Source organism: Micromonospora sp. IBSANI012, assembly GCF_052814045.1.
Genome location: NZ_CP199933.1, coordinates 1873499 through 1898121, shown reverse-complemented (window position 1 = coordinate 1898121; position 24623 = coordinate 1873499). Strand labels below are relative to the sequence as shown.

The following is a 24623-nucleotide window of genomic DNA, read 5'->3' as shown; positions in this document are numbered from 1 at the left end:
TACCTGCCGCGTCACGGCGGGAAGGGGGGCCCGGGCGGACGGGACATCCGGCCCTGCCCGGCTCCCCGGCCGCTGACGCACGGTGGAGGTGAACCAGCGGGGGCCGCCCCACCTGCCACGGAAGGAGCATCACCATGGACACCGGCTTCACGGTCGCGCAGCTGCGAGCGGCCGTCGCGGACGCCGTCCGGGCACCTTCCCTGCACAACACCCAGCCCTGGCGGTTCCGGCTGCGCGACGGCGGCATCGAGCTGTCGGTCGATCCGACCCGCCGGCTGCCCGCCACCGACCCGAGCGGCTGGGGTGCCCGCATCTCCTGCGGAGCGGCCCTGTTCAACCTGCGGCTCGCCCTCGCCGTCGCCGGCACCCCGGCCACGGTGCGGCTGCGGCCGTACCCGACCGAACCGGACGTGCTGGCCCGGCTGGTCCCGGACGCGCCCCGGCCCGCCACCCCCGCCGCCCGCAGCCTGCACGCGGCGATCCCATGCCGGTTCAGCAACCGCGCGCCGTTCTGGCCCGACCCGGTGCCGGCCGACGCCCGGTGGCGCCTCGGCGAGGCGGCCCGCGCCGAGCAGTGCTGGCTGGAACTGGTCATCGGCACGAGCGCGGTCAACGCCTTCGCCGAGGTCGCCCGCAGCGCCCACCGGGTGCTGGAACGCGACCCCGACTACCGGCGGGAGCGGACGGAGTGGATCCGCCGCGAGCCCGCGCCCGACGGGGTGCCCGCCGCCGCCGGCGGCCCGCAGAGCGAACCGCAGGACCTGCTGCCGATGCGCGGCTTCGGCGGCCGCGACCGGGCCCCCGGCCGGGACTTCGAGCCGGAGCCGCTGGTCGCCGTCCTCGGCTCTGCGGGCAACACATCCGCCGACCAGATCCTGGCCGGGCAGGCCCTGCAACGGGTGCTGCTCACCGCGACCGACGCCGGGCTCAGCGTCTCCCTGCTGTCGCAGCCGATCGAGGTGCAGGGGGCGCGCGAGGCGCTGCGGCTGTCGCTGGGCCGGTTCGGCACGCCCCAGATGGTGATGCGGATCGGCTACGGCCAGCCCGGGGTGGCGACCCCCCGACGCAGCGTGGACGAGGTGCTCGACCTGCCCGTCGTGTCGGCCTGAGCCGTACGCCCTCCGCCGTGCGCGCTGCCGGCCCCGCCCCGTCGCCCGGGGCCGGCAGCGTGGTCGGTCCTGCCGGGTGCGTCGGTGTCAGGCGGGGCGGGGGCTGCCGAGCAGGGCCGCCTCCCGCTCCGGGTCCAGCCCCACCGCCGCGCGCGCCGGCCGCCCCGCCCGCGCCGGCACGGACCCCACCTGGCGCAGCCACCGCCAGGTGTCGGCGACCGTCTCGGCCACCGGCCGGCAGGTCAGCCCCGACGCGTACGCCTTCTCCACGCCCCGCTCCTGCAACCAGCGGAACTCGTGACCGCGCGGCACCCAGACCGGCAGGTCGTTCCAGGGCAGCACCCCGGCCGCCAGGATCCGCTCCGGATCCGTCCAGCGCAGCCGCGCGTCCGACCCGGTCGCCGCGACAACCGCCGCCAACAGCTCCCCCATCGTCGCGTGCCCGCTGCGGCTGATCACGTTGTACGCCCCGCCGACGCGCTCCGCCCCCCGGTCCAGCATCCAGGCCGCCAGGTCCCGCACGTCCACGTACTGGATCGGCAGGTCCTCCGGGCCCGGCGCCAGCACATCCCCGCCCCGGGCGACCCGCTCCAACCACCAGGGCAGCCGACCGATGTCCTCCCCGGGCCCGAGGATCAGCCCGGCCCGGACGAGCAACGCCGCGTCCCCGAACACCTCCAGTACGGCCCGCTCGCCGCCCGCCTTGTTGTGCGCGTAGTCCCCGTCGCCCGCGTCCGGCTCGGCGTCCACCATCGGCGCCTCCTCCCCGGCCCCGGCCGGCAGCGGGTGGGCGTAGACCGAACCGCTGGAGACGTAGACGTAGTGCGGCACCGACCCGACCAGCGCCCGGGCCGCGTCCCCCACCGCCCGCGGCGCCCCGTCCCAGGTGTCCACCACCAGGTCCCACTCGCCGCCCACGAGCGCCGCCAGGCCGTCCGGCGCCGTCCGGTCACCCCGCAACCGGTGTACGCCCGGCGGCACCGCACCGTGCATCCCCCGGTTGAAGACGGTCACCGACCAGCCTCTGCGTACCGCCTCGGCCACGGTCGCGCCGCCGACGAAGCCTGTTCCACCCAGCACCAGCAGTCTCATGGGTCCCAGCCTGTCCGGTCCCGGCCCCCGACGGACCCCCCGTTCACCGCTAGCGGATCTGCCAACGGCAGAATCCCGCCCCCGCTCAGCTCGTCGTCGACCCGATGGGGCGATCGACTCCGTCGGCGGTCGGCCGCCCGGCTCGGCCGCTCGAAGGGTGTCGGCGTGTGGTCCGCCAAGGCCGGCTCCGGGGGTGCGTGAGCTTCAGACGATCCCGGACCCCGGCCCAGCGCGATCTGGGTCGTTCCGGTCGTTCGTCGTGTCGGGATGTCCGGTTCCGGCCGGATCGGCGTGCCCGGTTGTCTGGCTCCCGGTTTGGCATCCGCGTGCCGGATGTCCGGTTATCGGGTCCGCTGGGCGTGCCCGGATGTCCGGGTCTGGGTCAGCCAGTGTCGGGTCGTCCCGTGACCGGCGGCACCCTGGCGGCGGAATGATGGCCGGCCCGGGGTCGTTACATCACCTGGACGATCGCAGCAGCACCCCGCTGGCCTGGCCCGAACGCGTGGCCGGCCCGGGATGCGGGCCCCGGAATGATGGTGGGCCGCCGGTCGTTACACATGGACCCGGCGCCGAGCCCCCCGCTCGTGAAGCCTGCCGGGCAGAGACTTTCCCCTTGATCTTTTTGAGCGCCGTCGTGGTGCTTGTGCCCGCTCGACCCCCATCGAGCTTGGGTGCCAACCCCCGAATGGAGCCACTCTGATGAACACGACCATTCTGCGTAAGAGCGTGCTGGGTATTGCTGGTCTGGCCTTCGCCGGTGGCGTCTTCGCCGGCCCGGTCACCGAGGCCCACGCCGCCCCAGCGGCCGAGGCGAAGTCGGTGGCCGTGGTGCAGGCCGACAAGGCGGGTGTGGACAAGGGCAAGCTGATCCCGCACGGCGTGCAGGGCAAGCAGTCCCGCATCGACCTGGACAGCGAGCAGACGAAGAACGTGAAGGCGATCATCGCGGCGACGAAGAAGTCGGGCATGGACGAGCGGGCCGCCGTGGTCGCGATCGCCACGTCGCTGCAGGAGTCGAAGCTGGAGAACCTGGGTCACCTGGGTGAGCGCAACGACTACGACTCGCAGGGCCTGTTCCAGCAGCGCCCGTCCTCGGGTTGGGGCACGGTCGAGCAGATCACCGACCCCGAGTACTCCACGATGGCGTTCCTGAAGGGTCTGAAGCAGGTCGACGGTTGGAAGGACATGCCGCTGACCGAGGCCGCGCAGACCGTGCAGGTGTCGGCCTACCCGGACCACTACGCCCAGTGGGAGCAGCAGGCCGCCGACCTGGTCGCCAAGTACTGGAACTGAGGCACCTGAACATTCACGCTGGCCGGCACCCCGAATCCGGGGTGCCGGCCAGCGGCATATCCAGGTGTGGCCCGCCGTGCCCGGCGCAGGGATCAAGCCTGACCGCCCGGAGCCGGGCACGGCGGGCCACACCCCCACCACCGACCAGCGCAACCCACGGATTTGAAGGACGGGGGAACCAGCAAGAGCCAGGCGCGGGGGGAAGAACGACAGAAGCCCCGGCTCATCAGCCGGGGCTCCGTACGTCGGGCAAATGCCTGGTGGGCGATACTGGGTTTGAACCAGTGACCTCTTCCGTGTCAAGGAAGCGCGCTCCCACTGCGCCAATCGCCCGTGGTCGAGAGCGGACGACGGGATTCGAACCCGCGACCCTCACCTTGGCAAGGTGATGCGCTACCAGCTGCGCTACGTCCGCGTGCCGCCCGGTCTCCCCGGCGACGGGTTGAACTCTACCCGATGGCAAGATCGCCGACTCCGCCGCCCCACCCGCCCTCTCCACCGCCGGTGATTGCGCTGGTCACCCACGGGGTACTGACTCACCTCGACAGCACACCGCATCCCCTGAAGGAGGCTGTCGTGGGAATCGGAACGAGTATTTTCCTGCTCGCCGTCGGCGCGATCCTGACCTTCGCCCTGGACGCGAGCGTCGGCGGCGTCAACCTGGACGTGGTCGGCTGGATCCTGATGGCGGCCGGCCTGCTCGGTCTCGTCATGACCGCGCTGGTCTGGGGTCGCCGCCGCCGGGTGGTCACCACCACTGAGCCGGTCGAGTACCGGCGGGTGGAGGAGCGCCGGGACGTCGCTCCGCCGCTGTAGGGCGCATCACTACCCGGCCGACGGGGCTGATCGGTCGCGGGCGTACGAGGGAGCGCCGGTCACCCACGGGTGGCCGGCGCCTTCGCATGCAGAGCCCAGGAAGGGGCGAGGCAACGAAAAGGCTGGCCACCGAAGGTTCCGGTGACCAGCCTGATCATTCTGTGGGCGATACTGGGTTTGAACCAGTGACCTCTTCCGTGTCAAGGAAGCGCGCTCCCACTGCGCCAATCGCCCGTGCTCATACCGAGGTGGGGACGGGATTTGAACCCGCGTACACGGCTTTGCAGGCCGTTGCCTCGCCTCTCGGCCACCCCACCGAGGTTGCCCCCGTCATGCGTGGCGGCAGCTCCGAGCGGACGACGGGATTCGAACCCGCGACCCTCACCTTGGCAAGGTGATGCGCTACCAGCTGCGCTACGTCCGCTTGTCTCCGGCGTTCCCGGTGACGGATGAGAACTTTAGCCGAGGCTCGGAAGAGTTGCCAACTCGGGGTGCCCTCGGCGCGTCGCTGGCGGATTCCGGGGCGTGAGCGCGAGGGCTCCTCGTAGAGCTTCCTAGGAGACTGGGTGGGGTGGTCGAAGGGATTGCGGGGGGTCAACCGAAGGGCCAGGTCGAAGGCGACGCGACGCGCCGAAGAAGAGCTGTCCGGGTTCCGACTGTGGCACGCCCGGCCGACCGGCTCGGTAACGCGCTGTGGTCATATCGATGGGTTAACGTAACCGCGTGACGAGACGTGCCGCCGATGTCCGCCTGGATTCCCTGCTGCGAACAGCCTGCGACGTGATCGTCGAGCGTGGCCTCGCCAACACCCGGACGGCCGACGTGGCGCAGGCCGCCGGGGTCAGTCAGGCACTCGTCTTCTACCACTTCGCCACCAAGGAGCGCCTGCTGGCGCAGGCCTTCGCGTACGCGGTGGAGCAGGACCTGGCCCGGCTGGACGTGGTGGTCCGCTCCTCCGCCCCACCGCTGACCAAGTTGCGCAAGCTGCTGCGCCTCTACACCCCGCCCGGGCGGTCGATCTCCTGGTCCATGTGGATCGACGGCTGGGCCGAGTCGCTGCGCACCCCGGAGGTGGAGAGGGTCTCCCGCCGGCTCGACCTGCGGTGGCGGCAGGACCTCGCCGCGGTGATCGCCGACGGGGTGACCGACGGCACCTTCGTCTGCGCCGACCCGATGGCCGCCGCCTGGCGGATCAACGCGGTGATGGACGGGCTGGCCGTCCAGCTCGCCGTGCACGAGCGGGTGATCTCCCGGCGGCAGTTCGCCGACTGGATCCGGCTGATCACCGCCCGGGAGCTCGGCCTCAACCCCGCCCAGCTCGGCTGACCACTCCACCTCACCCCGGGACGACCCGACGGCGCGGGCAGCGAGCCGACGGCGCGGGCGGCGACCCGGGGTCACGGCACCGACCGCCCGAGGGCCGGACGACCGGGCAAAACCGCCCGGACCGCCACGGACAGCCGCGACAATCGGCGGCATGGACCTGCTGGAGACGTACCGACGGAGCCTGGCCGAGTTCGTCGACCGGGTCGAGCAGGTCGCGCCCGGGCAGTGGTCGGACCCGACGCCCTGCCCCGACTGGGACGTCCGCGCGCTGGTCAACCACGTGGTCACCGAGGACCGGTGGACCGCGCCGCTGCTCGCCGGCCGGACCGTCGAGGAGATCGGCGACCGGTTCGACGGTGACCAGCTCGGCGACGACCCGGTCGGGGCGGCCCGGCAGGTGGCGTCCCAGGCCGAGGTGGCGGCCAGCCATCCGGGTGCGCTCGAGGCCACGGTGCACCTCACGGCCGGGGAGACGCCGGCGGGTGAGTACCTGAACCAGCTCGTTGCCGAGCACCTCGTACACGGATGGGACCTGGCGGTGGCGATCGGGGCGGACCCGCGCCTGGACGGCGACGTGGTCGCCGCCTGCACCCGGTGGTTCGAGGCCCGGGTCGCCGACTACCGCAGTGGCGACCTGGTCCGGCCCGGGCTCGACGTGCGGGCCGGCGCCGAGGCGCAGGACCGGCTGATCGCCGCCTTCGGCCGCGACCCGGACTGGACACCGCCGGCCTGACCCGATCACCGAGGCCGGCGGACGGCCGGGTCGCGTTGCCGGTCAGGAGCTGGCGCAGCGTGTCGACCGCGCCGGGGCCGGCGGTGGTCGAGGCGGTGCGCCGGCCGGACGCCCGAGGGGGTCCGGCGTCCGACCGGCGCGGTCAACGGGGTCAGCCGGCGTACCCCTGTCCGGGGGCCGCGGGGCGACGGCGCTGGCGCTCCCGCAGCCGGCGCCGGGCCGGCGGGTGGACGTTGGCCAGGTCGAGGTCGCCGCCGTAGTGGGCGAGCACCCGGTGGTCCATCACCCGCCGCCAGAGCGGGGGCACCAGCGCGGCGACCACCATGGTGGCGTAGCCGGCCGGCAGTTGCGGCGAGGTGTCGAAGCTGCGCAGCGTCTGGTAGCGGCGCAGCGGGTTGGCGTGGTGGTCGCTGTGCCGCTGGAGCTGGAAGAGGAAGACGTTGGTGACGGTGCGGTCGCTGTTCCAGCTGTGCCGGGGGTCGACCTTCTCGTAGCGGCCGGCGGCGGTGCGCCGCCGGGCCAGCCCATAGTGCTCCAGGTAGTTGACCACCTCGAGCAGGCTGAAGCCGACCACCGCCTGGAGCAGCAGGAACACCAGTACGCCGGGGCCGAAGACGAGCATCAGGGCGGCGTAGAGCACCAGCGTCATCGCCCAGGCGTTGAGGATGTCGTTGCGCCACGTCCACGGGCTGCGGCCCCGGAGCCGGAACCGGCTGGTCTCCAGCCGCCAGGCCGACCGCAGGCTGCCCCAGACGGTACGCGGCCAGAACGCCCAGAAGCTCTCCCCCAGCCGTGAGCTGGCCGGGTCCTCCGGGGTGGCCACCCGGGTGTGGTGGCCCCGGTTGTGCTCGACGTAGAAGTGCCCGTAGCCGGTCGGCGCGAGGGCGACCTTGGAGAGCCAGCGCTCCGCGGTCTCCCGCTTGTGGCCCAGCTCGTGGGCGGTGTTGATGGCGATGCCGTTGACCACCCCGACGGTGGCGACCAGCCCGGCCGCAGCCACGCAGGACAGGTCGCCGCGCGCCCAGACCGCGCAGCAGAGCACCAGGGCGGCGTACTGGGTGGGCAGGTAGAGGTAGGTCAGCCAGCGGTAGTAGCCGTCGGCGGACAGCCGGGGCACCGCCTCGTCGGGCGGGTTGCGCCGGTCGTCGCCGATCAGCAGGTCCACCACCGGGATGAGCCCGAAGACCACCACCGGGGTGAGCCACCAGGCCCAGGCGCCGCCGCCGTCCCGCCACCCCAGCCAGCCCAGGAAGGGCAGCACCGGGACGATCAGGGCCAACGGCCAGAGCGGCTTGCGGGTGTCGCGCCAGGCGACGGGAGGAACCGTCGCGTCGGGGCTGATGGCCATCGCCGACCTCCGATCTCGTGGGCTGTCCTGACTGTGGCACCGCCCACTCCTTTTTACAAGACCCAGGTTTTTGTAAAGCGATCACGGTGATCATCGCCGCACGGACCGTCACGGATGACCTTGCCCTCGCCCGATCTGCCTGGTATTCACAGATGCGCATGCGTAACCGCGCCTGCACCGGGCCGACGCAGCGTCGGCCCCCGCTCCCACGAGGAGGTCCCGTGCCCAGACCGGAGTGGACACTTCCGACGAGCCGGCCCCGACGCCGGCTCGTCCCCGTACTGGCGACCGCCGCCGTGGTCGCCGCCCTGCTGCCCGGCGGCGCCACCGCCGCCGCCGCGCCGGGCGACGCCGCGACCGCGACACCGGGCCGCTCCGGCTCGTTCGCCGACGACAGCCACCAGGCCGCCGACCTCGACAACCGCACCGGTACGGCCGCGCCCGACGCCCGGCAGCGCGGTCTGGCCCGACGGGTCGACGCCGACGTGCGGTGGAACCGGCTCGGCACCCCGCACGCGCTCGGCCCGAGCCGAACGCCGCTCGCCACCGGCCTGCCCGCCGACCCGGAGGCGGCCGCCCGGCGCTACCTCACCGACAACCACGACCTGTTCGGCCTCGACGCCGCGTCCGTCGCCGCGATGGACCGGCTGCTGGTCCGGCCGATCGGCGACGGCGCGGTGGTCACCCTGCGGCAGCGCTTCGGCGACCTGCCCGCCGGCCACGACGGGCTGGTCACCGTGGCGGTCGCCGACGGCGCCGTCATCTCGGTCAGCTCCTCGCTCGCCCGGGACGCCGCCGCGCCCGCCCCCGCCACCCTCACCGGCGAGCAGGCGTACGCGGCCGCGCTCACCGACGCCGGCCTGGACGCCGCCCGGGTGGCCAGCCACCGCGTCCGCCCGGTCGCGGTGCCCACCCCGCTCGACGGCACCCGGGCCGCGTACGAGGTGACCCTGATCGGCGCGGACACCGACCACCCGGCCGCCTTCACCACCTACGTCGACGGCATCACCGGTGCGGTGCTGGTCCGCGAGGACCTCGTCGACTTCGACTCGGACAACCCGAGCTGGGCGGTCTACCCGGCCACCCCGCCGCAGGACCTCGCCCCCGGGCAGGACCCCCGGGTGCGCTGGTGCGGCGACCCCGCTCCGGGCTGCGCCGCCGCGTTCCGCGACCCGGCCACCGGCAACGCCTGGGACGTCGACAAGGCCACCGGCACGCCGACCGGCACCTCGCGCGGCAATTCCGCCAACACCGTGGTCTCGTGGGGCGCGGGCAGCCCGCTGCTGCCGGCCACCGCCAGCCCGGAGCGCCGCTACGAGTACCCGTTCACCGACCAGTGGCACCAGGCCCGCTGCAACCCGGCGGTGTTCACCTCCGCGCAGCGCAACGACGCCGACGCCGCCATCGCCAACCTCTTCGCCATGCACAACCGGATGCACGACTGGGCCTGGCACCTCGGCTTCACCGAGGCCACCTGGAACCTCCAGGCGGTCAACGTGAGCGGAGCCGGCCTCGGCGGCGACGCCGAGCAGGGCCGCGCCCAGCAGGGCGCGCTGTCCGGCAACCGGAACAACGCCAACCAGGGCACGCCGCGCGACGGCCTGCCGCCGACCACCAACATGTACCTGTGGCAGCCGCAGGCCGGCGGGCCGTACCCGCCGTGCGTCGACGGCGACTACGACATGACGGTGATCGGGCACGAGTACACGCACGCCATCACCAACCGCATGATTGCCGGGCCGGACAGCGGCATCGGCGGCCTCCAGGGCGGCGCGATGGGTGAGTCGTGGAGCGACCTGCTCGCCGCCGAGTACCTCTACGAGCACGGCCTGCGCGCCCCCGGCCAGACGCCCTTCGTCACCGGCGGGTACGTCACCGGCAACCTGATCAGCGGCATCCGCAACTACGACTTCAGCCGCAGCCCGCTGAACTACTCCGACGTCGGCTACAACACGGCGGGCCCGGCGGTGCACGCCGACGGGGAGATCTGGAGCGCCACCAACTACCGGATCCGCTCCGCTCTGGTGCAGCGGTACGGGTCGGGCACCCCGCAGCGGCAGCTCGACTGCGCGCAGGGGAAGGTCGCCGCGGACAGCTGCCCGGGTAACCGGCGCTGGGCGCAGCTGGTCTTCGACTCGTTCCTGCTCCAGGCGGCCAGCCAGGTCAGCATGCTCGACATGCGGGACAACCTGCTCACCGCCGACCGGCTCCGCTTCGGCGGGGCCAACCAGGAGCTGATCTGGGCCGAGTTCGCCCGCTCCGGGATGGGCCGGGACGCCGCCACCAACGGCGCCACCGACACCGACCCGACGCCGAGCTTCGCCAGCCCGTACGGCGACAACGCCACGCTCACCCTGCGGCCGAAGGGGGACAGCGCCGAGGCGCCGATCCGGCTGTACGTGGGCGACTACGAGGCCCGGGCCACCCCGATCGCCGACACCGACCCGGCCACCGCCCTGCCGGACACCTTCGAGGCGGTCGCCGGCACGCACCAGCTGCTGGCGGTGGCGCCCGGCTTCGGGCACCAGCGGCTCAGCGTCGTCGCCCGCGCCGGCCAGGAGGGGTACGTCGACCTGCGGCTGAGCCGCAACCTGGCGTCCACCACCTCCGGCGCGGTCATCACCGGCGACGGGGTGAACCTGGAGCGGATCGGCGACGACACCGAGAGCACCAACTGGGCGTCGCTGACCGGGGTGGCCGGCCGGGGCGTCACGGTGGCGCTGCCCGGTGCCGCCCCGCAGGTGGTCAAGCGGGTCAACGTCAGCGCCATGCTGCGCCCGGCGATCGTCGGGGACCCCGACGCGGGCGGGCAGAACGCGTTGACCGCGCTGCGTTCCTTCGCCGTGCTCACCTGCAACGCGACCACCACCGACTGCGCCGACCCGGCGCGCTGGGAGCGGATCTACACCAGCGCCGGCGACGCGTTCCCGGGTGGGAAGTACCGGGCGTACACGCGGGACATCAACCTGCGGTCGTTCCCGGTGCCGACCACGCTCGCCACCCACGTGCGGCTGGAGGTGCTGGCCAGCCAGTGCACCGGCGGCCCGGCGTACGCCGGTGAGCAGGACGACGACCCGGCCACCAGCACCGACTGCGCGACCGCCAGCCCGGCACGCGACCAGGTCCGGATCGCCGAGTTCCAGGTGTTCTCGAAGTGAACCCCGCCGGGGTCGGGTGGCGTCGCCGCCCGGCCCCGGCGGCCCCCGATCAGCGGCGCGCCGCCGCCCAGCGGCGCCGTTCGTACGCCGGCCCGCCGAGGTCCGCTGCGCCGCCGCGGGACGCGCGGGTCAGCTGCCGCAACTTGAGCAGCAGCCCGGCGCCGAGGAAGAGCAGCAGCCCGCCGAGGAGAAAGGCGGCCTGCACCAGGCCGAATCCCCCTCGGGTGGCACCGGCCACCGGACGCCCGGCGGCCGGCGGCACCTGCGCCACCGCCTCCTCGGTCGGTTCGGCCGACGCGTCGACGGGCTCGGTCGGGTCGACGGCCACGGCCGAGCCGCTCGGCTCCGGCGTGGCGGGCGCCTCGGTGGCGAGCAGGCCGACCACGTCGCGGGTGGCACTCTGCCGGGCGAGCAGCCGCAGGTCGGCGTCGTACGCCTCGGCAGCCAGCGTCACCCGTCCCCGGTTGACGTCCTCGGCGAAGGCCACCCGGTAGCGGGCGGTGACCGTCCGGTCCGGGCAGAGCGTGCCCGGGTCGAGCTGACGGTCGGTGAGCCGGGCGATGTCCCCCTCGGTCTGGATCTGCAACGGGAAGCTGCCCGAGTCCTCCACCCGGTCCACCTTCACCTGGTCCAGCCGCAGGCCCCGGACGCTGAGCACCATCGACCAGCGAACCTTCACGCACCGGCCGCCGTCGTTGCGCGACACCACCGCGGACAGGGTGCTCACCTGGTCGCCGGCGCTGAACTCGTCCGGTAGGCCGCTCAGCTCGGTGGCGAAGCCGTCCGCGGCCGAGGCCGGCGCGGGCGCGGCCAGCCCCATCACGGACAGGCAGGCCAGCACCACCCCGGCCCGCAGCGCGTTCCGCCACACCGTCACCACCGCCTCGCCCTCCCGTCGGTCGCATCCACCTGGCAACGCTATGAGGGGTGCCGGGAAGCCGGTAGACGGGCGTGTTCGCACGAACCGTGAAGTACAGGTCGGGTTATCACGCTGGGTGGTGAACCGGTCACGCCCGACCCGCGACACGCCCGGGAACCGCCCCGGGAGACAATTCCTGGGTGTCCGATCTCTCCGCGGCCTTCGTCCGGCTGCACGCCCGCCTCGCCCCGGTGACCTTCGTCCCGGAGGTGCGGCTGCACCAGGCCGACGAGCCGATCGGGCTCTGGGAACTGACCGAGGGCGAGTTCCGCAGCTCCCAGCCGCCGCCGTTCTGGGCCTTCGCCTGGGCCGGTGGCCAGGCGCTGGCCCGCTACGTCACCGACCATCCGGAGCTGGTGGCCGACCGCCGGGTGCTGGACCTGGCGTCGGGCTCCGGCCTGGTCGCCATCGCCGCCGCCCGGGCCGGCGCCACCGCCGTCCGCGCCGTCGAGGTCGACGAGCGGGCGGTGGCCGCCGTCGCGCTCAACGCCGAGGCCAACGGGGTACGCGTCGACGCCGAGTTCGGCGACATCCTCGACGCCGATGCCGGGGACGCCGAGGTGGTGCTCGCCGGGGACGTTTTCTACAGCGAGGCGATGGCCCGGCGGGTGCTGCGCTTCCTGCTGCGGGCCGCCCGCTCCGGCGCCCGGGTGCTGGTCGGCGACCCGGGGCGGGCCTTCCTGCCCCGCGAGCGGTTCCGCGAGCTGGCCGCCTACGACGTGCCGGTGCCGGAGGCGTTGGAGAGCGTACGGGTGAAGCGCACCACCGTCTGGGAGCTGGACCCGGCCCCGCCGAGGGCCGCCCGCTAGCGTGTCGGCGTGCTGTTCCGGGGCTGGGGGGAGTCCGTCGACGAGCGGTGGCCGGATGTGGCCACCGTCGCCGACCACGTCGGCGTGGACCATCTGGTGGTCACCCGGCACGCGCTGGTACGGCAGGTCCTCGCCGACCCGGACACCTGGCGGCCGGACAACGCCCTGGACGCGGTGACCCCGGTCCCGGTGGCCGCGCTGCGGGTGCTCGCCGGGCACCGGTTCCGGTTGCCGCCGACGCTGGCGAACAACTCCACGCCCAGCCACCCGGCGATCCGGGGAATCGTGGCGGAGGCCCTGCACCCGACCCGGCTGGCCGCGCAGCAGCCCTGGCTGACCGGGCTGGTCCGCCGGCGGGTCACCGGGCTGGCCGCCGCGCTCGACGCGGGCGAACCGGTCGACCTGTACGCCGAGCTCGCCGCCGACCTGCCGCTGCTGGTGCTGGCCCGGCTCGTCGAGCTGCCGGACGCCCCGGTCGGCGCGGTGAAGGACTTCGCCCGGGCCGCGCTGGAGCTGTTCTGGGCGCCGCTGGACGCCGACCGTCAGCTCGCTCTCGCCGCCGAGGTGGGCCGGTTCCACACCGTGCTGCGTGACTTCGCCGCCACCGGGGGCGGGCTGGCCGCCGCGCTGCGCGCCGACGGGCACTCCCCCGACGTGGTGGTCGGCGCGCTGTTCTTCCTGCTGGTGGCCGGTCAGGAGACCACCTCGCAGTTCCTCACCCTGCTGCTGCACCGGCTCACCGCTGAGCCCGAGGTACGCGCCGGGCTGCGCGCCGGCACGGTGGCGGTCGCCGACGTGGTGGAGGAGGGGCTGCGGCTGGAACCGCCGATCGTGACCTGGCGACGGGTGGCGGCCGTGGACACCACGCTGGGCGGGACGGCGGTGGCGGCGGGCACCAGCGTGGTGCTGTGGCTGGCCCGCGCCGGACGCGACCCGGAGGTGGTGGCCGCGCCGGACGCGTTCCGGCCCGGGCAGCGCGGCTCGCGCCGACACCTGGCCTTCGGGGCGGGCGCGCATCGCTGCGTCGGCGCGCAGCTGGCCCGGATGGAGGCGGCGGTGGTGGTGGCCGAGGCGGCGCCGCTGCTCGACGGGGTGACCGTGGTCCGCCCGCCCTGGTGCCCGGACAACCTGACCTTCCGGATGCCGGACGCGTTCGTGGTCCGCCGGCCCTGACCTCCGGATCCGCCTGACGCGGTATTGCGGCCGGCTGAGGGGATGCCGCGCCGGCCCCGGCAGTCGACTCGGGTCCGGGTGCCGCGCTCGTGGCCGGGCCGGCGCCACGTCCCACGTCCCTTGGGGCCGGTGTCGCGGCCGGCTGACACGGTCGCCTCTGTCGGCCAGCCGGGCGACTCGGGTCCGGTGCCGCACTCGCGGCCGGGCCCGACACCACCTCCCCACGTCCTACCGACCTGATGTCGCAAACGATTCAGGCTGCCCCGCCCCGGCCAATGAGTCGTTTGTGACATCAGCTCGACAGCGCCTGAGCACCACGGCCGACGGGACGCCGGACCGCCCCGCGACGGCGGCCCCACCGGACGGCGCACGGCGGGCCGGGACGGCGGACCGCCCCGCGACCGCGACCCCACCGGACGGCGCACGCGGACCGCCCCGCGACCGCGACCCCACCGGACGGCGCACGCGGGCCGGGACGGCGGACCGCCCGGCGACGGCGACCCGCCCGGGCGGGCGCACGGCGCGAACGCCGGATTACCTGACGAAGGTCGGGTCCGGCGGACGCCGATCGGCAGCGGCGGCGCCCGCCCGTCGGTTCCTACCGTCAACGCATGATCACATTACGTGGGTTGACGAAGCGGTTCGGGGCGGTGACGGCCGTCGACGACCTGACCGTCGACATCGCACCCGGGCGGGTCACCGGGTTCCTCGGCCCCAACGGCGCGGGCAAGTCCACCACCATGCGGATGGTGCTCGGCCTGGACCGGCCCACCGCCGGCCGGGCCCTGGTCGCCGGGCGGGCGTACCGGGAGTTGCGCCATCCGCTGCGGGAGGTGGGGGCGCTGCTCGACGCCCGGGCGATCCACCCGGCGCGGGCGGGCCGGGCGCACCTGCTGGCGATGGCCCGCAGCAACGGCATCCCGGCCCGGCGGGTCGACGAGGTGCTCGCCGTGGCCGGCCTGGACGACCGGGCCGCTGCCAAGCCGGGACGGACCCTGTCGCTCGGCATGGCGCAGCGGCTCGGCATCGCCGCCGCGCTGCTCGGCGACCCGCCGGTGCTGATGTTCGACGAGCCGGTCAACGGCCTCGACCCGGACGGGGTGCGCTGGATCAGGCAGCTCACCGCCGGCCTCGCCGCCGAGGGACGGACCGTGCTGCTCTCCAGCCATCTGATGAGCGAGATGGAGCAGACCGCCGCCCACCTGGTGGTGATCGGCAAGGGCCGGCTGATCGCCGACGCGCCCGTCGCGGAGGTGCTCGCCACGGGCGCCACCGCCGCCGTGCGGGTCCGCGGGCCACACCCGGAGGGGCTGGCCGCGCTGGCCGGACGGCTCACCGCCGAGGGGCACGCGGTCACGGCCGAGGGCCCGCGCGGCCTGGCCGTCAGCGGGGTCACCGCCGATCGGGTCGGCGACCTGGCGTACGAGCTGGGAATGCCGCTGCACGAGCTGAGCCCGGTGGCCGTCACGCTGGAACAGGCGTTCATGCGGCTGACCGGCGACGCGGTCGAGTACGCCGCGGGAGGTGCCCGGTGACCGCCCTCTCCCCCGCCCGCCCGGCCGCCCGGGGCGGTGGTCTCGCCGGCGCGGTGGCCGCCGAGTGGACCCGGCTCTGGTCGGTGCGGGCCACCTGGTGGACCGTGCTGGCCGGGGTGCTGCTGATGGCCGCCACCTCGGCCCAACTGGCGATCTACGCGGCCAACGCCAACACCAACGACGACCCGGCCGACGACCGGGGCGTGGTCACCGTCGGCAGCGTGCTGGTCGGCGCGCTGGAACTCACCCAGTACGCGGTGCTGGCGCTCGGCCTGCTCGCCATCACCAGCGAGTACGCCACCGGCACCATCCGCACCACCCTGCAGGGCACCCCGTCGCGGGGCCGGATGCTGCTGGCCAAGGCGGTGGTGACCGGCGCGGTGACGTTCGCCTTCGGGCTGCTGCTCGGCCTGGTCGGGGTGCTCGCGGCCCGGCCCCTGCTCGGCGAGTGGGGGCGGGCGCCGCTGGCCGGGACGGTCGGCGACGTGCTGACGACGGCGACGTACCTGGCGCTGGTGGGGGTGCTCGCCCTGGGTCTGGGGGCGGCGCTGCGCAGCGCCGTGCTCACCCTCACCGTGCTCTTCGCCGTCCTGATGATCGTGCCGCTGTCGTTGCGGGAGCCGGACATCGCCGTGCTCACCCGGATCTCCGACGCGTTCCCGGGGGTGGCCGGCGGGCACTTCCTGGCCGGGGACACCGACCCGTACCCGCCGGTGGTGGGTCTGGTGCTGCTGGCCGGCTGGGCCGGCGCGGCGCTGGCGGTGGGCCGGGCCGCGCTGCGCCGCCGCGACGCCTGAGCGGCACGGGGCGGGGCGGGCCGGTCAGCCGGCCAGCCCCGCCTCGTACGCGATGATCGCCGCCTGCACCCGGTTGCGCACGTCCAGCCGGGTGAAGATGCTGGTCAGGTAGCCCTTCACGGTGCCCTCGGTGAGGAAGAGCCGGCGGGCGATCTCCGCGTTGGACAGCCCCGCCCCGACCAGGCCGAGCACCTCACGCTCCCGGTCGGTCAGCCCGGCCGTACGGTCCCGGGCCGCCGGCACCCGGGCCATCCGGTCGCCGTTGAGTTCGATCACCCGGCGGGCCACCCGCGGCGACAGGTACGCCCCGCCCTCGGCGACGGCCCGCACCCCGGCGAGCAGCTCCCGGGGGTCACCGGCCTTGAGCAGGAAGCCGCTGGCGCCGTGACCGAGGGCCCGGGCCACGTACTCGTCCTCGCCGAACGTGGTGAGCATGACGGTGGCCGTCGCCGGCACCAGCCGGCGGATCTCGGCGGCGGCGGCGAGCCCGTCCAGCTTCGGCATCCGGATGTCCAGCAGCGCGACCCGGGGCCGGTGCGCCCGGGTCAGCTCCACCGCGGCCCGGCCGTCGCCGGCCTCGGCGACCACCTCGATGCCGGGGTCGGCGGCGAGGATGGCCCGCACCCCGGCCCGGACCATCGCCTCGTCGTCGGCGAGCAGCACCGTCACCGGCACGTCGTCAGCGGTCACGTCGTGGTCCGTCCCTTGCTGGTCAGGCGGCCGTCGGCGAAGCAGAGCCGCCAGGTCGGCTGGGCGAGCGGGAAGTTGCCGTCGGTGTAGTACTCGCAGGTCACGTCGGCGGTCGTGGCCGGCGCGTCGGGCGGCGGCTCGACCTGGCGGCGGGGCAGCCCGGACAGCTGGGAGCGGGGCGTGCCGATCCGCATCCGGTCGAACGCCGGGCCGTCCAGCACCGCGCCGGTGGTGACGACCGGGTAGTAGACCAGCGACAGCAGCAGCGCGACGGCCGGCGGCGCGGCGAGCGCGGCGAGCAGGCTGCGCCGCACCCCGCGCCGGGCGTCGCGCAGCCGCACGGGCTCCCCGGCCCGTCCCCCGTCGCCGGAGTCGGGGCGCGGGGCGGCGTCGGCCACCGGCAGCCGGGCCGCCACGGCGAATCCCCCGTCGTCGGTCGGGCCGGCGTCGAGGACGCCGCCGGCCAGCCGTACCCGTTCGCGGAGCGCCAGCAGGCCGGAACCGTGCGACGCCGGCCCGGGCAGCGGGCCGGCCGGCGGCGGCGCGTTGACCACCCGCACCTCAACCCGGTCGCCGAGGCCGGTGAGGGTGACGGTGACCGGGGCGCCGGGGGCGTACCGGGCGGCGTTGGTCAGCGCCTCGCGGACCACCCGGTGCGCGGTGTGGGCGGTCAGCTCCGACAGGTCGGCGGCGTCCGGCGGGTGGTCCAGGCGCACCGCCATGCCCGCCTCGCGCGCGCCGTCGACCAGGTTGGCGACGCTCTCCCCGGCGGGGCGGGTGCTGGCCGGCACGTCCGCCTCGCGGAGCACCCCGATGATCCGGTGCAGCCGCTCGGTGGCCCCCGCCACGCTGGCCCGCAGCTCGCCGGCCGCCGCCCGGTGCCGCGGGTCCAGGTCGCCGGCGACCTCCAGGGCGGCGGCGCGCAGCGCGATCAGGCTCAGCTCGTGGCCGAGGGAGTCGTGCATCTCCTGGGCGATCCGGGCCCGTTCCCGCAGCCGGATCCGCTCGGCGGCGCCCCGCTGCTCGCGTTGCACCGCCTCGGCGTGCTCCCAGCCGGCCAGCACCAGCGCCTGCTGCTGCCGCCGGTAGCGGCCCACCAGCCAGGGAAACACCCCGGCGCCCAGCAGCACGCAGCTGAGCAGGAACCAGGTCGCCATGCCGGTGTCCAGCAGCACCAGGTGCAGCACCGTGCCGCCGGCCGCCACCACGGCGAAGAGCACCCCGGCGGGGGCCGCCCGTTCCCCGCGCCGCCCGGCCAGGTAGCTGAACACCAGCAGGGCGAAGACGAAGTTGCCGTCCACCACCGAGCCGAGCAGCACCAGCAGTACGGCCACCGCCGGCAGCCGCCGGCCCACCACCACCGCCGCGGCCAGCAGCAGCACCGAGCCGACCAGCAGGGGTACGGCGTACCGCTCGTAGGGCGGGGTCAGCCGGGCGTACGCCACCGGGGCGGCGAGCCCGGCCCAGAGCGCCACGTCGCCGGCCACCCGGCGGTCCACCCGGCGCCAGATCTCGCGTTCGCGCACGTCGGCCAGGCTACCGACGCCCGACGGACCCGGGCACCGACGAAGGTCAGGTGGTCAGCTGATGTCCTCGGCCCAGGCGCGCCAGTCGTCCAGCACCCCGTAGAGGGCGGGGGTGAGCCAGCCGGGGGCGGAGCGGCGGAACACGCCCGGGTCCATCGCCCCGGCGCCGGCCGGCAGCGCGCCGAGCAGGTCGGGCACCAGGTCGGTGAGGTTGGCCCAGTGCACCAACTCCGGCTCCGTCGGCCAGGCGCCGATCACCACGCCGGCCGGGACGGCCCGCCGCTCCAGCGCCTCCAGGGTCAGCGCGGTGTGGTTGAGCGTGCCGAGACCGGCCCGGGCCACCACCACGGCGGGGGCGTCGAGGGAGACCGCGAGGTCCGCGACGGTCCACGGCTCTCCGGAGGGGCGCAACCCCATCGGTACGAGCAGCCCGCCGGCTCCCTCGATGAGCACCAGGTCGTGCTTGTCGATCTCCTCGCGGATGGCGTCGACGGCGGTGTAGAGCTCCAGCGGCTCCAGCTCGGCGACCCGGGCCGCGGCGAGCGGGGCGAGCGGGTCCGGGTAGCTGGCCAGGGTCCGCCCGGTCAGCGGGGCGGCCAGCCGGGTCACCGAGTCGACGTCGCCGGGCTCGCCGGTGGCCGTACCCGTCTGGCCGGGCTTGACCACGGCGACCCGCAGGCCGGCGGCTTGCGCGGCGGCCGCGACCGCGGCGGTCACCACCGTCTTGCCCACCTCGGTGTCGGTGCCGGTCACCAGCACCGCACCCTTCCACGGTTCGGTCATGGGGCACACTCCACGATGACCTCCAGGGCCCGTTCGAACTCCGCCCGCGGTACCCCGGCGGAGATGGTGAGCCGCAGCCGGGAGCGGCTGTCCGGGGTGGAGGGCGGCCGGAAGCAGCCGACCGCGACGCCACGGTCGCGGCAGTCGGCGGCCCACGTGGTGGCGGCCTCGGGGCCGGGCGCGGTCACCGACACCACGGCCGCGTCGGGGGCGGAGACGGTCAGCCCCGCCGCGCCGAGCCGGCGGACCGCCAGCGCGGCCCGGTCGGCCAGCTCCGCCCGCAGGTCGTCGCCGGCCCGGGCCAGCGTCACGGCGGCCCGCACGCCGGCCGCCACCGCCGGGGGCAGCGCGGTGTCGAAGATGAACGTGCGTCCGGTCTCGACCAGGTGCCGGACGAACTCGGCCGGGCCGGCGACCACCCCGCCCGACCCGCCGAGCGCCTTGGACAGGGTGGCGGTGACCACCACGTCCGGCTGGCCGGCCAGGCCGGCGGCGGCCACCCCGCCGGCGCCGCCCGGCCCGGTGACGCCGAGCGCGTGCGCGTCGTCGACCAGCAGCAACGCGCCGTACGCCCGGGCGACGGCGTGCAGCCGGGCCAGCGGGGCGAGGTCACCGTCGACGGAGAAGACCGACTCGGTCACCACGACGGCCGGGCGGCCGGGGGCGGCGGCGAGCGCGGCGGCCACCGCGTCGACGTCGGCGTGCGGGGTCACCACCGTCTCGGCGCCGGAGATCCGGCAGCCGTCGATCAGCGAGGCGTGGTTGTGGGCGTCGGAGACGAGCAGCGTACGGGGCTGCACCAGGGCCCGGACCGCGCCGAGGTTGGCCAGGTAGCCGGAGGAGAAGACCAGCGCCCGGTCGGCGCCGAGCCACTCGGCGAGGGTGTCCTCCAGCGCGTGGTGGGCGTCGGTGGAGCCGCGCACCAGCCGCGACCCGGTGGCGCCAAGCCCGTACGCGGACAGCGCCCGCGCGGCGGCGGCGGTGACCTCGGGGTGGGTGGCCAGGCCGAGGTAGTCGTTGCCGGCGAGGTCGACCACGGCGTCGTCGGCGGCGCGCGGGCGCAGCGTGCGGGTCAGCCCCGCCTTGGCCCGCAGCTCGGCGCGGCGCTCCAGGGCCGCCAGCCAGTCCGCCACCGTCACCGTCTCCCTCCGCCGCGCAGCTCGCCTCCCCGGCATCCGGCGCGGAGGAGGTCGTCGGCGAGCAACGCGCCGCCGGGCGAAATTACCACCCGCCCGGCCGGCACCGGCGTGGCGCAGGGCCGCCGCACCGGGGTGCCGGTAACGCTGGGCGAGCGCTCGACCTCGGCCGTTTTCCCGCCCCGGGGCGGCCTTGTAGGGTACGAGCCATGCCAGAGATCCTCGACCAGGCCCGTACCCAGGTGCTGGAGAACGGCGTCGGCCTCGACGAGGCCGGAGTCCTCGCCGTGCTGAACCTGCCCGACGAGCACCTGCCCGCCGCCCTCCAGCTCGCCCACGACGTGCGGATGCGCTGGTGCGGCCCGGAGGTCGAGGTCGAGGGCATCGTGTCGCTGAAGACCGGCGGCTGCCCGGAGGACTGCCACTTCTGCTCGCAGTCCGGTCTGTTCACCTCGCCGGTCCGGTCGGTCTGGCTGGACATCCCCTCGCTGGTCGAGGCGGCGAAGCAGACCGCGGCGACCGGGGCGACGGAGTTCTGCATCGTGGCCGCCGTGCGCGGCCCGGACGCCCGGCTGATGAAGCAGATGCGCGAGGGTGTCGCCGCCATCAAGGCGGAGGTCGACATCCAGGTCGCCGCGTCGCTCGGCATGCTCAGCCAGGAGCAGGTCGACGAGCTGGTCGACATGGGCGTGCACCGCTACAACCACAACCTGGAGACCTGCCGCTCCTACTTCCCGAACGTGGTCACCACGCACTCCTGGGAGGAGCGCTGGGAGACGCTGCGGATGGTCCGCGACTCCGGCATGGAGGTCTGCTGCGGCGGCATCCTGGGCCTGGGCGAGACGGTGGAGCAGCGGGCCGAGTTCGCCGCGCAGCTCGCCGAGCTGGACCCGCACGAGGTGCCGCTGAACTTCCTCAACCCCCGCCCCGGCACCCCGCTCGGTGACCGGCCGGTGGTGGAGGGCAAGGACGCGCTGCGGGCCATCGCCGCGTTCCGGCTGGCCATGCCGCGCACCATCCTCCGGTACGCGGGCGGCCGCGAGATCACCCTCGGTGACCTGGGCACCCGGGACGGCCTGCTGGGCGGCATCAACGCGGTGATCGTCGGCAACTACCTGACCACCCTGGGCCGGCCGGCGACCGCCGACCTGCAGCTGCTCGACGACCTGAAGATGCCCGTCAAGGCGCTCTCCGCCACGCTGTGAGGCCGACCGTGACCGACGTTGTGGAGCCGGCGGTGACCTGGTGCGACCGCTGCGGCGAGGACGCCACGGCCGGTCCGCACGCGGCGTGCGCGGCGGCCCGGGCGCTGGAGCCGCCGCGCTACTGCGCGCGCTGCCGCCGCCGGATGAAGGTGCAGGTGCTGCCGGTCGGCTGGTCGGCGACCTGCGTCGAGCACGGCGAGATCCGGGGCTGAGGCGATGCTGCGGGGGCGGAGCGTGATCCTGCGACCGGTGACGGACGCGGACGTGCCCGCCCTCGCGGCGATCCGGGCCACGGCCGAGGTGCGCCGGTGGTGGCGCGGCGGCGACGACCTGGCCGCGGCGGTCCGCGCCGAGCTGGCCGACGACGACCTGATCGCGTACGCCGTCGAGCACGACGGGCGGGTGGTCGGCCTGGTCCAGTACTACGCCGAGCCGGACCCGGACTACCGGCACGCCGCGCTGGACATCTACCTCGACCCGGCGGTGCACGGCTCGGGGCTGGGCGGGGACGCGATCCGCACCCTGGCCCGGCACCTGGTCGCCGCGCACGGCCACCACCGGCTCACCATCGACCCGGCGGCGGCGAACACCGCCGCGATCCGGGCGTACGCGAAGGTCGGCTTCCGGCCGGTCGGCATCATGCGCCGCTACGAGCGCGGCGAGGACGGCACCTGGCACGATGCGCTGCTGATGGAGCTGCTCGCCGACGAACTGGCCGACTGAGCCACGTTCCGGTCATCCGGGCTGGGACCCGGCATGTCCCGATCCGAGGGTGGGCTGTCCTAAACGCCGGCCATCACCCACCCACCCCACCCGGTTCCACCTGATCAGCGGGCAGACGAGCCCGCCGACCAAGGAGGAACCATGTCCCGATCCCCGCGCTGGCGGGAACCGCTGACCGCGCTCGGCCTGGCCGCCGGGCCGGTCGTCGCGCTCGGCTTCACCCGGTTCGCGTACGCGCTGCTGCTGCCGGCCATGCGCGACGACCTGCACTGGACGTACGCCCAGGCCGGCGGCCTGAACACGGCGAACGCCGCGGGTTACGTGATCGGCGCCGGCACGGCGGTGTTCTGGGCCCGCCGGTTCGGGGACCGCGCCGCCTTCGTCGGCACCCTGGCGGTGGGCGCGCTGGCCCTGCTGCTCACCGGGACCACCGCCGACTACCCGGTGCTGAACCTGCTGCGGTTCGTCGGGGGCCTGACCACCGCGGTCGCCTTCGTCCTCGGCTCGGCGCTCGCCGCCCGGGTCGCCACCGGCGACGGGCAGCGACGGGGCGCGCTGCTGGTGGCGATCTACATGGCCGGGGTGGGTGTCGGCGTGGCGCTGTCGGGCCTGCTGGTGCCGGCGGCGCTCACCGTGGCCGGGGACGCCGGCTGGCGCTCCGGCTGGCTGTTGCTGGGCGTGGTCGCGGTGCTGGCGGTCGGCCCGGCGCTGTTCGCGGTGCGGCGGGTCGCGCCGGTGGCCGGGTTCACCCGGGCGGGGTTGCCCCGCGCGGACCTGGCCCGGCTCGCCCCGACGTTCGGCTGGTACGTGCTCTTCGGCGCTGGCTATGTGAGTTACCTGACCTTCGTAATCGCGCTGCTGCGCGACCGGGGCCTCGGCACCCCCGGCGTCGCCGCGTTCTTCGTGGTGCTGGGCCTCGCCTCGGCGGTCGCCACGCTCACCGTGTGGGGGCGGGTGGTCGGCCGGCTGGCGGGCGGCCGCGCGCCGGCGCTGGTCTCCCTGCTGGTGCTGCTCGGCGTGCTGCCGGTGCTGCTGCTGCCGGCCGGGCTGCCCGCGGCGGTGGTGTCGGCGGTGGTCTTCGGCAGCTCCTTCATGGCCGGTCCGACGGCGGCCACGGTGCTCGCCCGCCGGGCCCTGCCGGCGAGCGGCTGGACCGCCGGCATCGCCCTGCTGACGGTGGCCTTCTCGGTGGGCCAGGCGGTCGGCCCGCTGCTGTCGGGCCTGCTCGCCGACTCCGGCGGGGTGGAGGTCGGGCTCTGGCTGTCGGTGGGGCTGCTCGCCGCCGCCGGGCTGGTCGCGTTGCGCCAGCGCGACCCCGCCCCGGCTGCCGCGCCGGGCACCGGCGAGCCGGCGCTGGCCGCCCGCGGCTGAGCGGGGGACCCGGTCAGGCAGGGGCCGTCCCCGGCGCGTCGTCGTCGGGGGCGGCCCGCCCACCGGCCGGGTCGGACGGTGACCGGTGCTCGTCGATCCCGGTGGTGCGGAAGCGGGACCGGTAGGCGCCCGGGGTGATGCCCAGCTCCCGCAGGAACGTCCGGCGCATCGTCTCCGGCGAGCCGAAGCCGACCCGGCGGGCCACCACGTCGAGGGTCTCGTCGCCGCGCTCCAGCAGCCCCTGGGCCGCCTCCACCCGGACCCGGTCGAGGTACCCGGCCGGCGTGGTGCCCAGTTCGGTGCGGAACAACCGGCCCAGGTGACGCGGGCTGACCCCGGCCAAGGCCGCCAGCCCGGTCAGGTCGTACGGCTGCGCCGGGTCGGCGGCGATGGTGTCCAGCACCCGCCGCAGCACGTCGTTGCGGGTGCTCGGCGTGGCGGCCCGGACGCTGAACTGGGACTGCCCGCCGGGGCGCTGCATGAAGACGACGAGCTGCCGAGCGACCATGCGTGCCGTCTCCGGGCCGAGGTCCGCCTCGACCAGGGCGAGGGTCAGGTCGATGCCGGCGGTGATGCCGGCCGAGGTGATCACCCGCCCGTCGGCGATGAAGATCGGGTCGGCGTCGACGGTGACCGCCGGGAAGTGCGCGGCGAGCTGGTCGGCCAGGTCCCAGTGAGTGGTCACCCGGCGGCCGTCGAGGAGCCCGGCGGCGGCCAGGGTGAAGGCCCCCGCGCAGACCGACGCGGTGCGCGAGGAGCCGGCCGCCAGCCGGCGGACCTGGTCGAGCAAGGGACGGTCGGCGGCGGTGGCCTGCCAGTCCGGCGCGCCGGGCACCACCAGCGTGCCGATCGGCCCGGTCACCTCCGGCAGCGCCACGTCGGCGCCGAGCCGGAGCCCGGCGCTGCTGATCACGTCCCGGCCGTCGGGGGAGGCGACCACCGGCCGGTACGTCCCGCCGTGCTCGTTGGCGACGGTGAAGACCTCCAGCGGCCCGGTGACGTCGAGCAGCCGTACCCCGTCGTAGACGACGAAGAGCACGGTGTCACTGCGTTCCGCGGCCCGCACGCCGTCGAGCCTAGC

The 24623-nt window shown here is 75.1% G+C and carries 22 protein-coding genes and 5 tRNA genes; 14 read left to right on the top strand and 13 right to left on the bottom strand.

The window, feature by feature from the left end; all coding sequences use genetic code 11:
- The first annotated feature begins 134 nt into the window (after window positions 1-134).
- Complete coding sequence (locus ACTWM8_RS08925; RefSeq protein WP_446213378.1) at window positions 135-1109, top strand: Acg family FMN-binding oxidoreductase; 975 nt, start codon at window positions 135-137, stop codon at window positions 1107-1109.
- A gap of 87 nt (window positions 1110-1196) precedes the next feature.
- On the opposite strand, the gene ACTWM8_RS08920 is transcribed toward ACTWM8_RS08925, so the two are convergent.
- Window positions 1197-2201 carry an NAD-dependent epimerase/dehydratase family protein gene (locus ACTWM8_RS08920; protein WP_446213377.1) on the bottom strand — a complete coding sequence of 335 codons (1005 nt, stop codon included), beginning with the start codon at window positions 2199-2201 and terminating at the stop codon, window positions 1197-1199.
- Between the two features lie 699 nt (window positions 2202-2900).
- Here ACTWM8_RS08920 and ACTWM8_RS08915 point away from each other — a divergent pair.
- Window positions 2901-3494, top strand: coding sequence for a hypothetical protein (locus ACTWM8_RS08915; protein ID WP_446213376.1), 594 nt, complete (start codon window positions 2901-2903; stop codon window positions 3492-3494).
- 258 nt (window positions 3495-3752) lie between these two features.
- On the opposite strand, the gene ACTWM8_RS08910 is transcribed toward ACTWM8_RS08915, so the two are convergent.
- Window positions 3753-3827 (bottom strand) — tRNA-Val (locus tag ACTWM8_RS08910).
- A gap of 9 nt (window positions 3828-3836) precedes the next feature.
- Window positions 3837-3909, bottom strand: a tRNA-Gly gene (locus tag ACTWM8_RS08905).
- 161 nt (window positions 3910-4070) lie between these two features.
- Between ACTWM8_RS08905 and ACTWM8_RS08900 the strand changes: the two genes are divergently transcribed.
- Window positions 4071-4310, top strand: coding sequence for a DUF6458 family protein (locus ACTWM8_RS08900; RefSeq protein ID WP_446213375.1), 240 nt, complete (start codon window positions 4071-4073; stop codon window positions 4308-4310).
- Between the two features lie 162 nt (window positions 4311-4472).
- Here the strand turns inward: ACTWM8_RS08900 and ACTWM8_RS08895 are convergent.
- From ACTWM8_RS08895 to ACTWM8_RS08885, 3 genes are all read right to left on the bottom strand, one after another.
- Window positions 4473-4544, bottom strand: a tRNA-Val gene (locus tag ACTWM8_RS08895).
- Window positions 4545-4556: 12 nt separating this feature from the next.
- Window positions 4557-4627, bottom strand: a tRNA-Cys gene (locus tag ACTWM8_RS08890).
- A 34-nt stretch (window positions 4628-4661) separates the two neighbouring features.
- A tRNA-Gly gene (locus tag ACTWM8_RS08885) sits at window positions 4662-4734 on the bottom strand.
- A gap of 299 nt (window positions 4735-5033) precedes the next feature.
- Between ACTWM8_RS08885 and ACTWM8_RS08880 the strand changes: the two genes are divergently transcribed.
- A complete protein-coding gene (locus ACTWM8_RS08880; protein WP_446213374.1) occupies window positions 5034-5636 on the top strand; it encodes a TetR/AcrR family transcriptional regulator in 603 nt (200 codons plus the stop codon).
- A gap of 151 nt (window positions 5637-5787) precedes the next feature.
- Window positions 5788-6369, top strand: a complete 582-nt coding sequence (locus ACTWM8_RS08875) for a TIGR03086 family metal-binding protein (RefSeq protein WP_446213373.1) — start codon at window positions 5788-5790, stop codon at window positions 6367-6369.
- 151 nt (window positions 6370-6520) lie between these two features.
- On the opposite strand, the gene ACTWM8_RS08870 is transcribed toward ACTWM8_RS08875, so the two are convergent.
- Window positions 6521-7717 carry an alkane 1-monooxygenase gene (locus ACTWM8_RS08870; protein WP_446213372.1) on the bottom strand — a complete coding sequence of 399 codons (1197 nt, stop codon included), beginning with the start codon at window positions 7715-7717 and terminating at the stop codon, window positions 6521-6523.
- A 221-nt stretch (window positions 7718-7938) separates the two neighbouring features.
- On the opposite strand from ACTWM8_RS08870, the gene ACTWM8_RS08865 reads away from it, so the two are divergent.
- A complete protein-coding gene (locus ACTWM8_RS08865; protein ID WP_446213371.1) occupies window positions 7939-10875 on the top strand; it encodes a M36 family metallopeptidase in 2937 nt (978 codons plus the stop codon).
- A 49-nt stretch (window positions 10876-10924) separates the two neighbouring features.
- Here the strand turns inward: ACTWM8_RS08865 and ACTWM8_RS08860 are convergent, their stop codons facing one another.
- Complete coding sequence (locus ACTWM8_RS08860; protein WP_446213370.1) at window positions 10925-11752, bottom strand: hypothetical protein; 828 nt, start codon at window positions 11750-11752, stop codon at window positions 10925-10927.
- A 182-nt stretch (window positions 11753-11934) separates the two neighbouring features.
- Between ACTWM8_RS08860 and ACTWM8_RS08855 the strand changes: the two genes are divergently transcribed.
- The 4 genes from ACTWM8_RS08855 (at window position 11935) to ACTWM8_RS08840 (ending at window position 16108) form a co-directional block, all read left to right on the top strand.
- Window positions 11935-12603: a class I SAM-dependent methyltransferase gene (locus tag ACTWM8_RS08855; RefSeq protein ID WP_446213369.1), complete on the top strand. Its 669-nt coding sequence runs from the start codon at window positions 11935-11937 to the stop codon at window positions 12601-12603.
- Between the two features lie 9 nt (window positions 12604-12612).
- The gene (locus ACTWM8_RS08850; RefSeq protein ID WP_446213368.1) at window positions 12613-13776 is read left to right on the top strand and encodes a cytochrome P450; all 1164 of its coding nucleotides are present in this window, start codon (window positions 12613-12615) and stop codon (window positions 13774-13776) included.
- 611 nt (window positions 13777-14387) lie between these two features.
- Window positions 14388-15311: an ATP-binding cassette domain-containing protein gene (locus ACTWM8_RS08845; protein ID WP_446213367.1), complete on the top strand. Its 924-nt coding sequence runs from the start codon at window positions 14388-14390 to the stop codon at window positions 15309-15311.
- The gene (locus ACTWM8_RS08840; protein ID WP_446213366.1) at window positions 15308-16108 is read left to right on the top strand and encodes an ABC transporter permease subunit; all 801 of its coding nucleotides are present in this window, start codon (window positions 15308-15310) and stop codon (window positions 16106-16108) included. Before ACTWM8_RS08845 ends, ACTWM8_RS08840 begins: the two co-directional genes overlap by 4 nt.
- A 24-nt stretch (window positions 16109-16132) precedes the next feature.
- On the opposite strand, the gene ACTWM8_RS08835 is transcribed toward ACTWM8_RS08840, so the two are convergent.
- Genes ACTWM8_RS08835 through ACTWM8_RS08820 form a run of 4 tightly spaced genes read right to left on the bottom strand, consistent with a single transcriptional unit; the run spans window position 16133 to window position 20240 of the window.
- Window positions 16133-16783, bottom strand: coding sequence for a response regulator transcription factor (locus tag ACTWM8_RS08835; RefSeq protein ID WP_280836525.1), 651 nt, complete (start codon window positions 16781-16783; stop codon window positions 16133-16135).
- Window positions 16784-16794: 11 nt separating this feature from the next.
- A complete protein-coding gene (locus ACTWM8_RS08830; protein WP_446213365.1) occupies window positions 16795-18324 on the bottom strand; it encodes a sensor histidine kinase in 1530 nt (509 codons plus the stop codon).
- A gap of 54 nt (window positions 18325-18378) precedes the next feature.
- The gene (bioD, locus tag ACTWM8_RS08825; RefSeq protein WP_446213364.1) at window positions 18379-19107 is read right to left on the bottom strand and encodes a dethiobiotin synthase; all 729 of its coding nucleotides are present in this window, start codon (window positions 19105-19107) and stop codon (window positions 18379-18381) included.
- The gene (locus ACTWM8_RS08820; RefSeq protein ID WP_446213363.1) at window positions 19104-20240 is read right to left on the bottom strand and encodes an 8-amino-7-oxononanoate synthase; all 1137 of its coding nucleotides are present in this window, start codon (window positions 20238-20240) and stop codon (window positions 19104-19106) included. The genes bioD and ACTWM8_RS08820 overlap by 4 nt, the downstream gene beginning before the upstream one ends.
- A 212-nt stretch (window positions 20241-20452) precedes the next feature.
- Between ACTWM8_RS08820 and bioB the strand changes: the two genes are divergently transcribed.
- The 4 genes from bioB to ACTWM8_RS08800 all read left to right on the top strand — a co-directional run bounded on the left by bioB (window position 20453) and on the right by ACTWM8_RS08800 (window position 23542).
- Window positions 20453-21448: a biotin synthase BioB gene (bioB, locus tag ACTWM8_RS08815; protein ID WP_238450585.1), complete on the top strand. Its 996-nt coding sequence runs from the start codon at window positions 20453-20455 to the stop codon at window positions 21446-21448.
- A complete protein-coding gene (gene bsaP, locus ACTWM8_RS08810; RefSeq protein WP_154942939.1) occupies window positions 21445-21660 on the top strand; it encodes a biotin synthase auxiliary protein BsaP in 216 nt (71 codons plus the stop codon). Before bioB ends, bsaP begins: the two co-directional genes overlap by 4 nt.
- A 4-nt stretch (window positions 21661-21664) precedes the next feature.
- Window positions 21665-22171 carry a GNAT family N-acetyltransferase gene (locus tag ACTWM8_RS08805; RefSeq protein ID WP_088963257.1) on the top strand — a complete coding sequence of 169 codons (507 nt, stop codon included), beginning with the start codon at window positions 21665-21667 and terminating at the stop codon, window positions 22169-22171.
- A gap of 141 nt (window positions 22172-22312) precedes the next feature.
- Entirely contained in the window at window positions 22313-23542 is a 1230-nt protein-coding gene (locus ACTWM8_RS08800; protein WP_446213362.1) for a YbfB/YjiJ family MFS transporter, read from the top strand.
- Between the two features lie 13 nt (window positions 23543-23555).
- Here the strand turns inward: ACTWM8_RS08800 and ACTWM8_RS08795 are convergent, their stop codons facing one another.
- Window positions 23556-24608 (bottom strand): GlxA family transcriptional regulator, encoded by a 1053-nt coding sequence (locus ACTWM8_RS08795; RefSeq protein ID WP_446213361.1) that lies wholly within the window; start codon window positions 24606-24608, stop codon window positions 23556-23558.
- Between the last annotated feature and the right edge of the window lie 15 nt (window positions 24609-24623).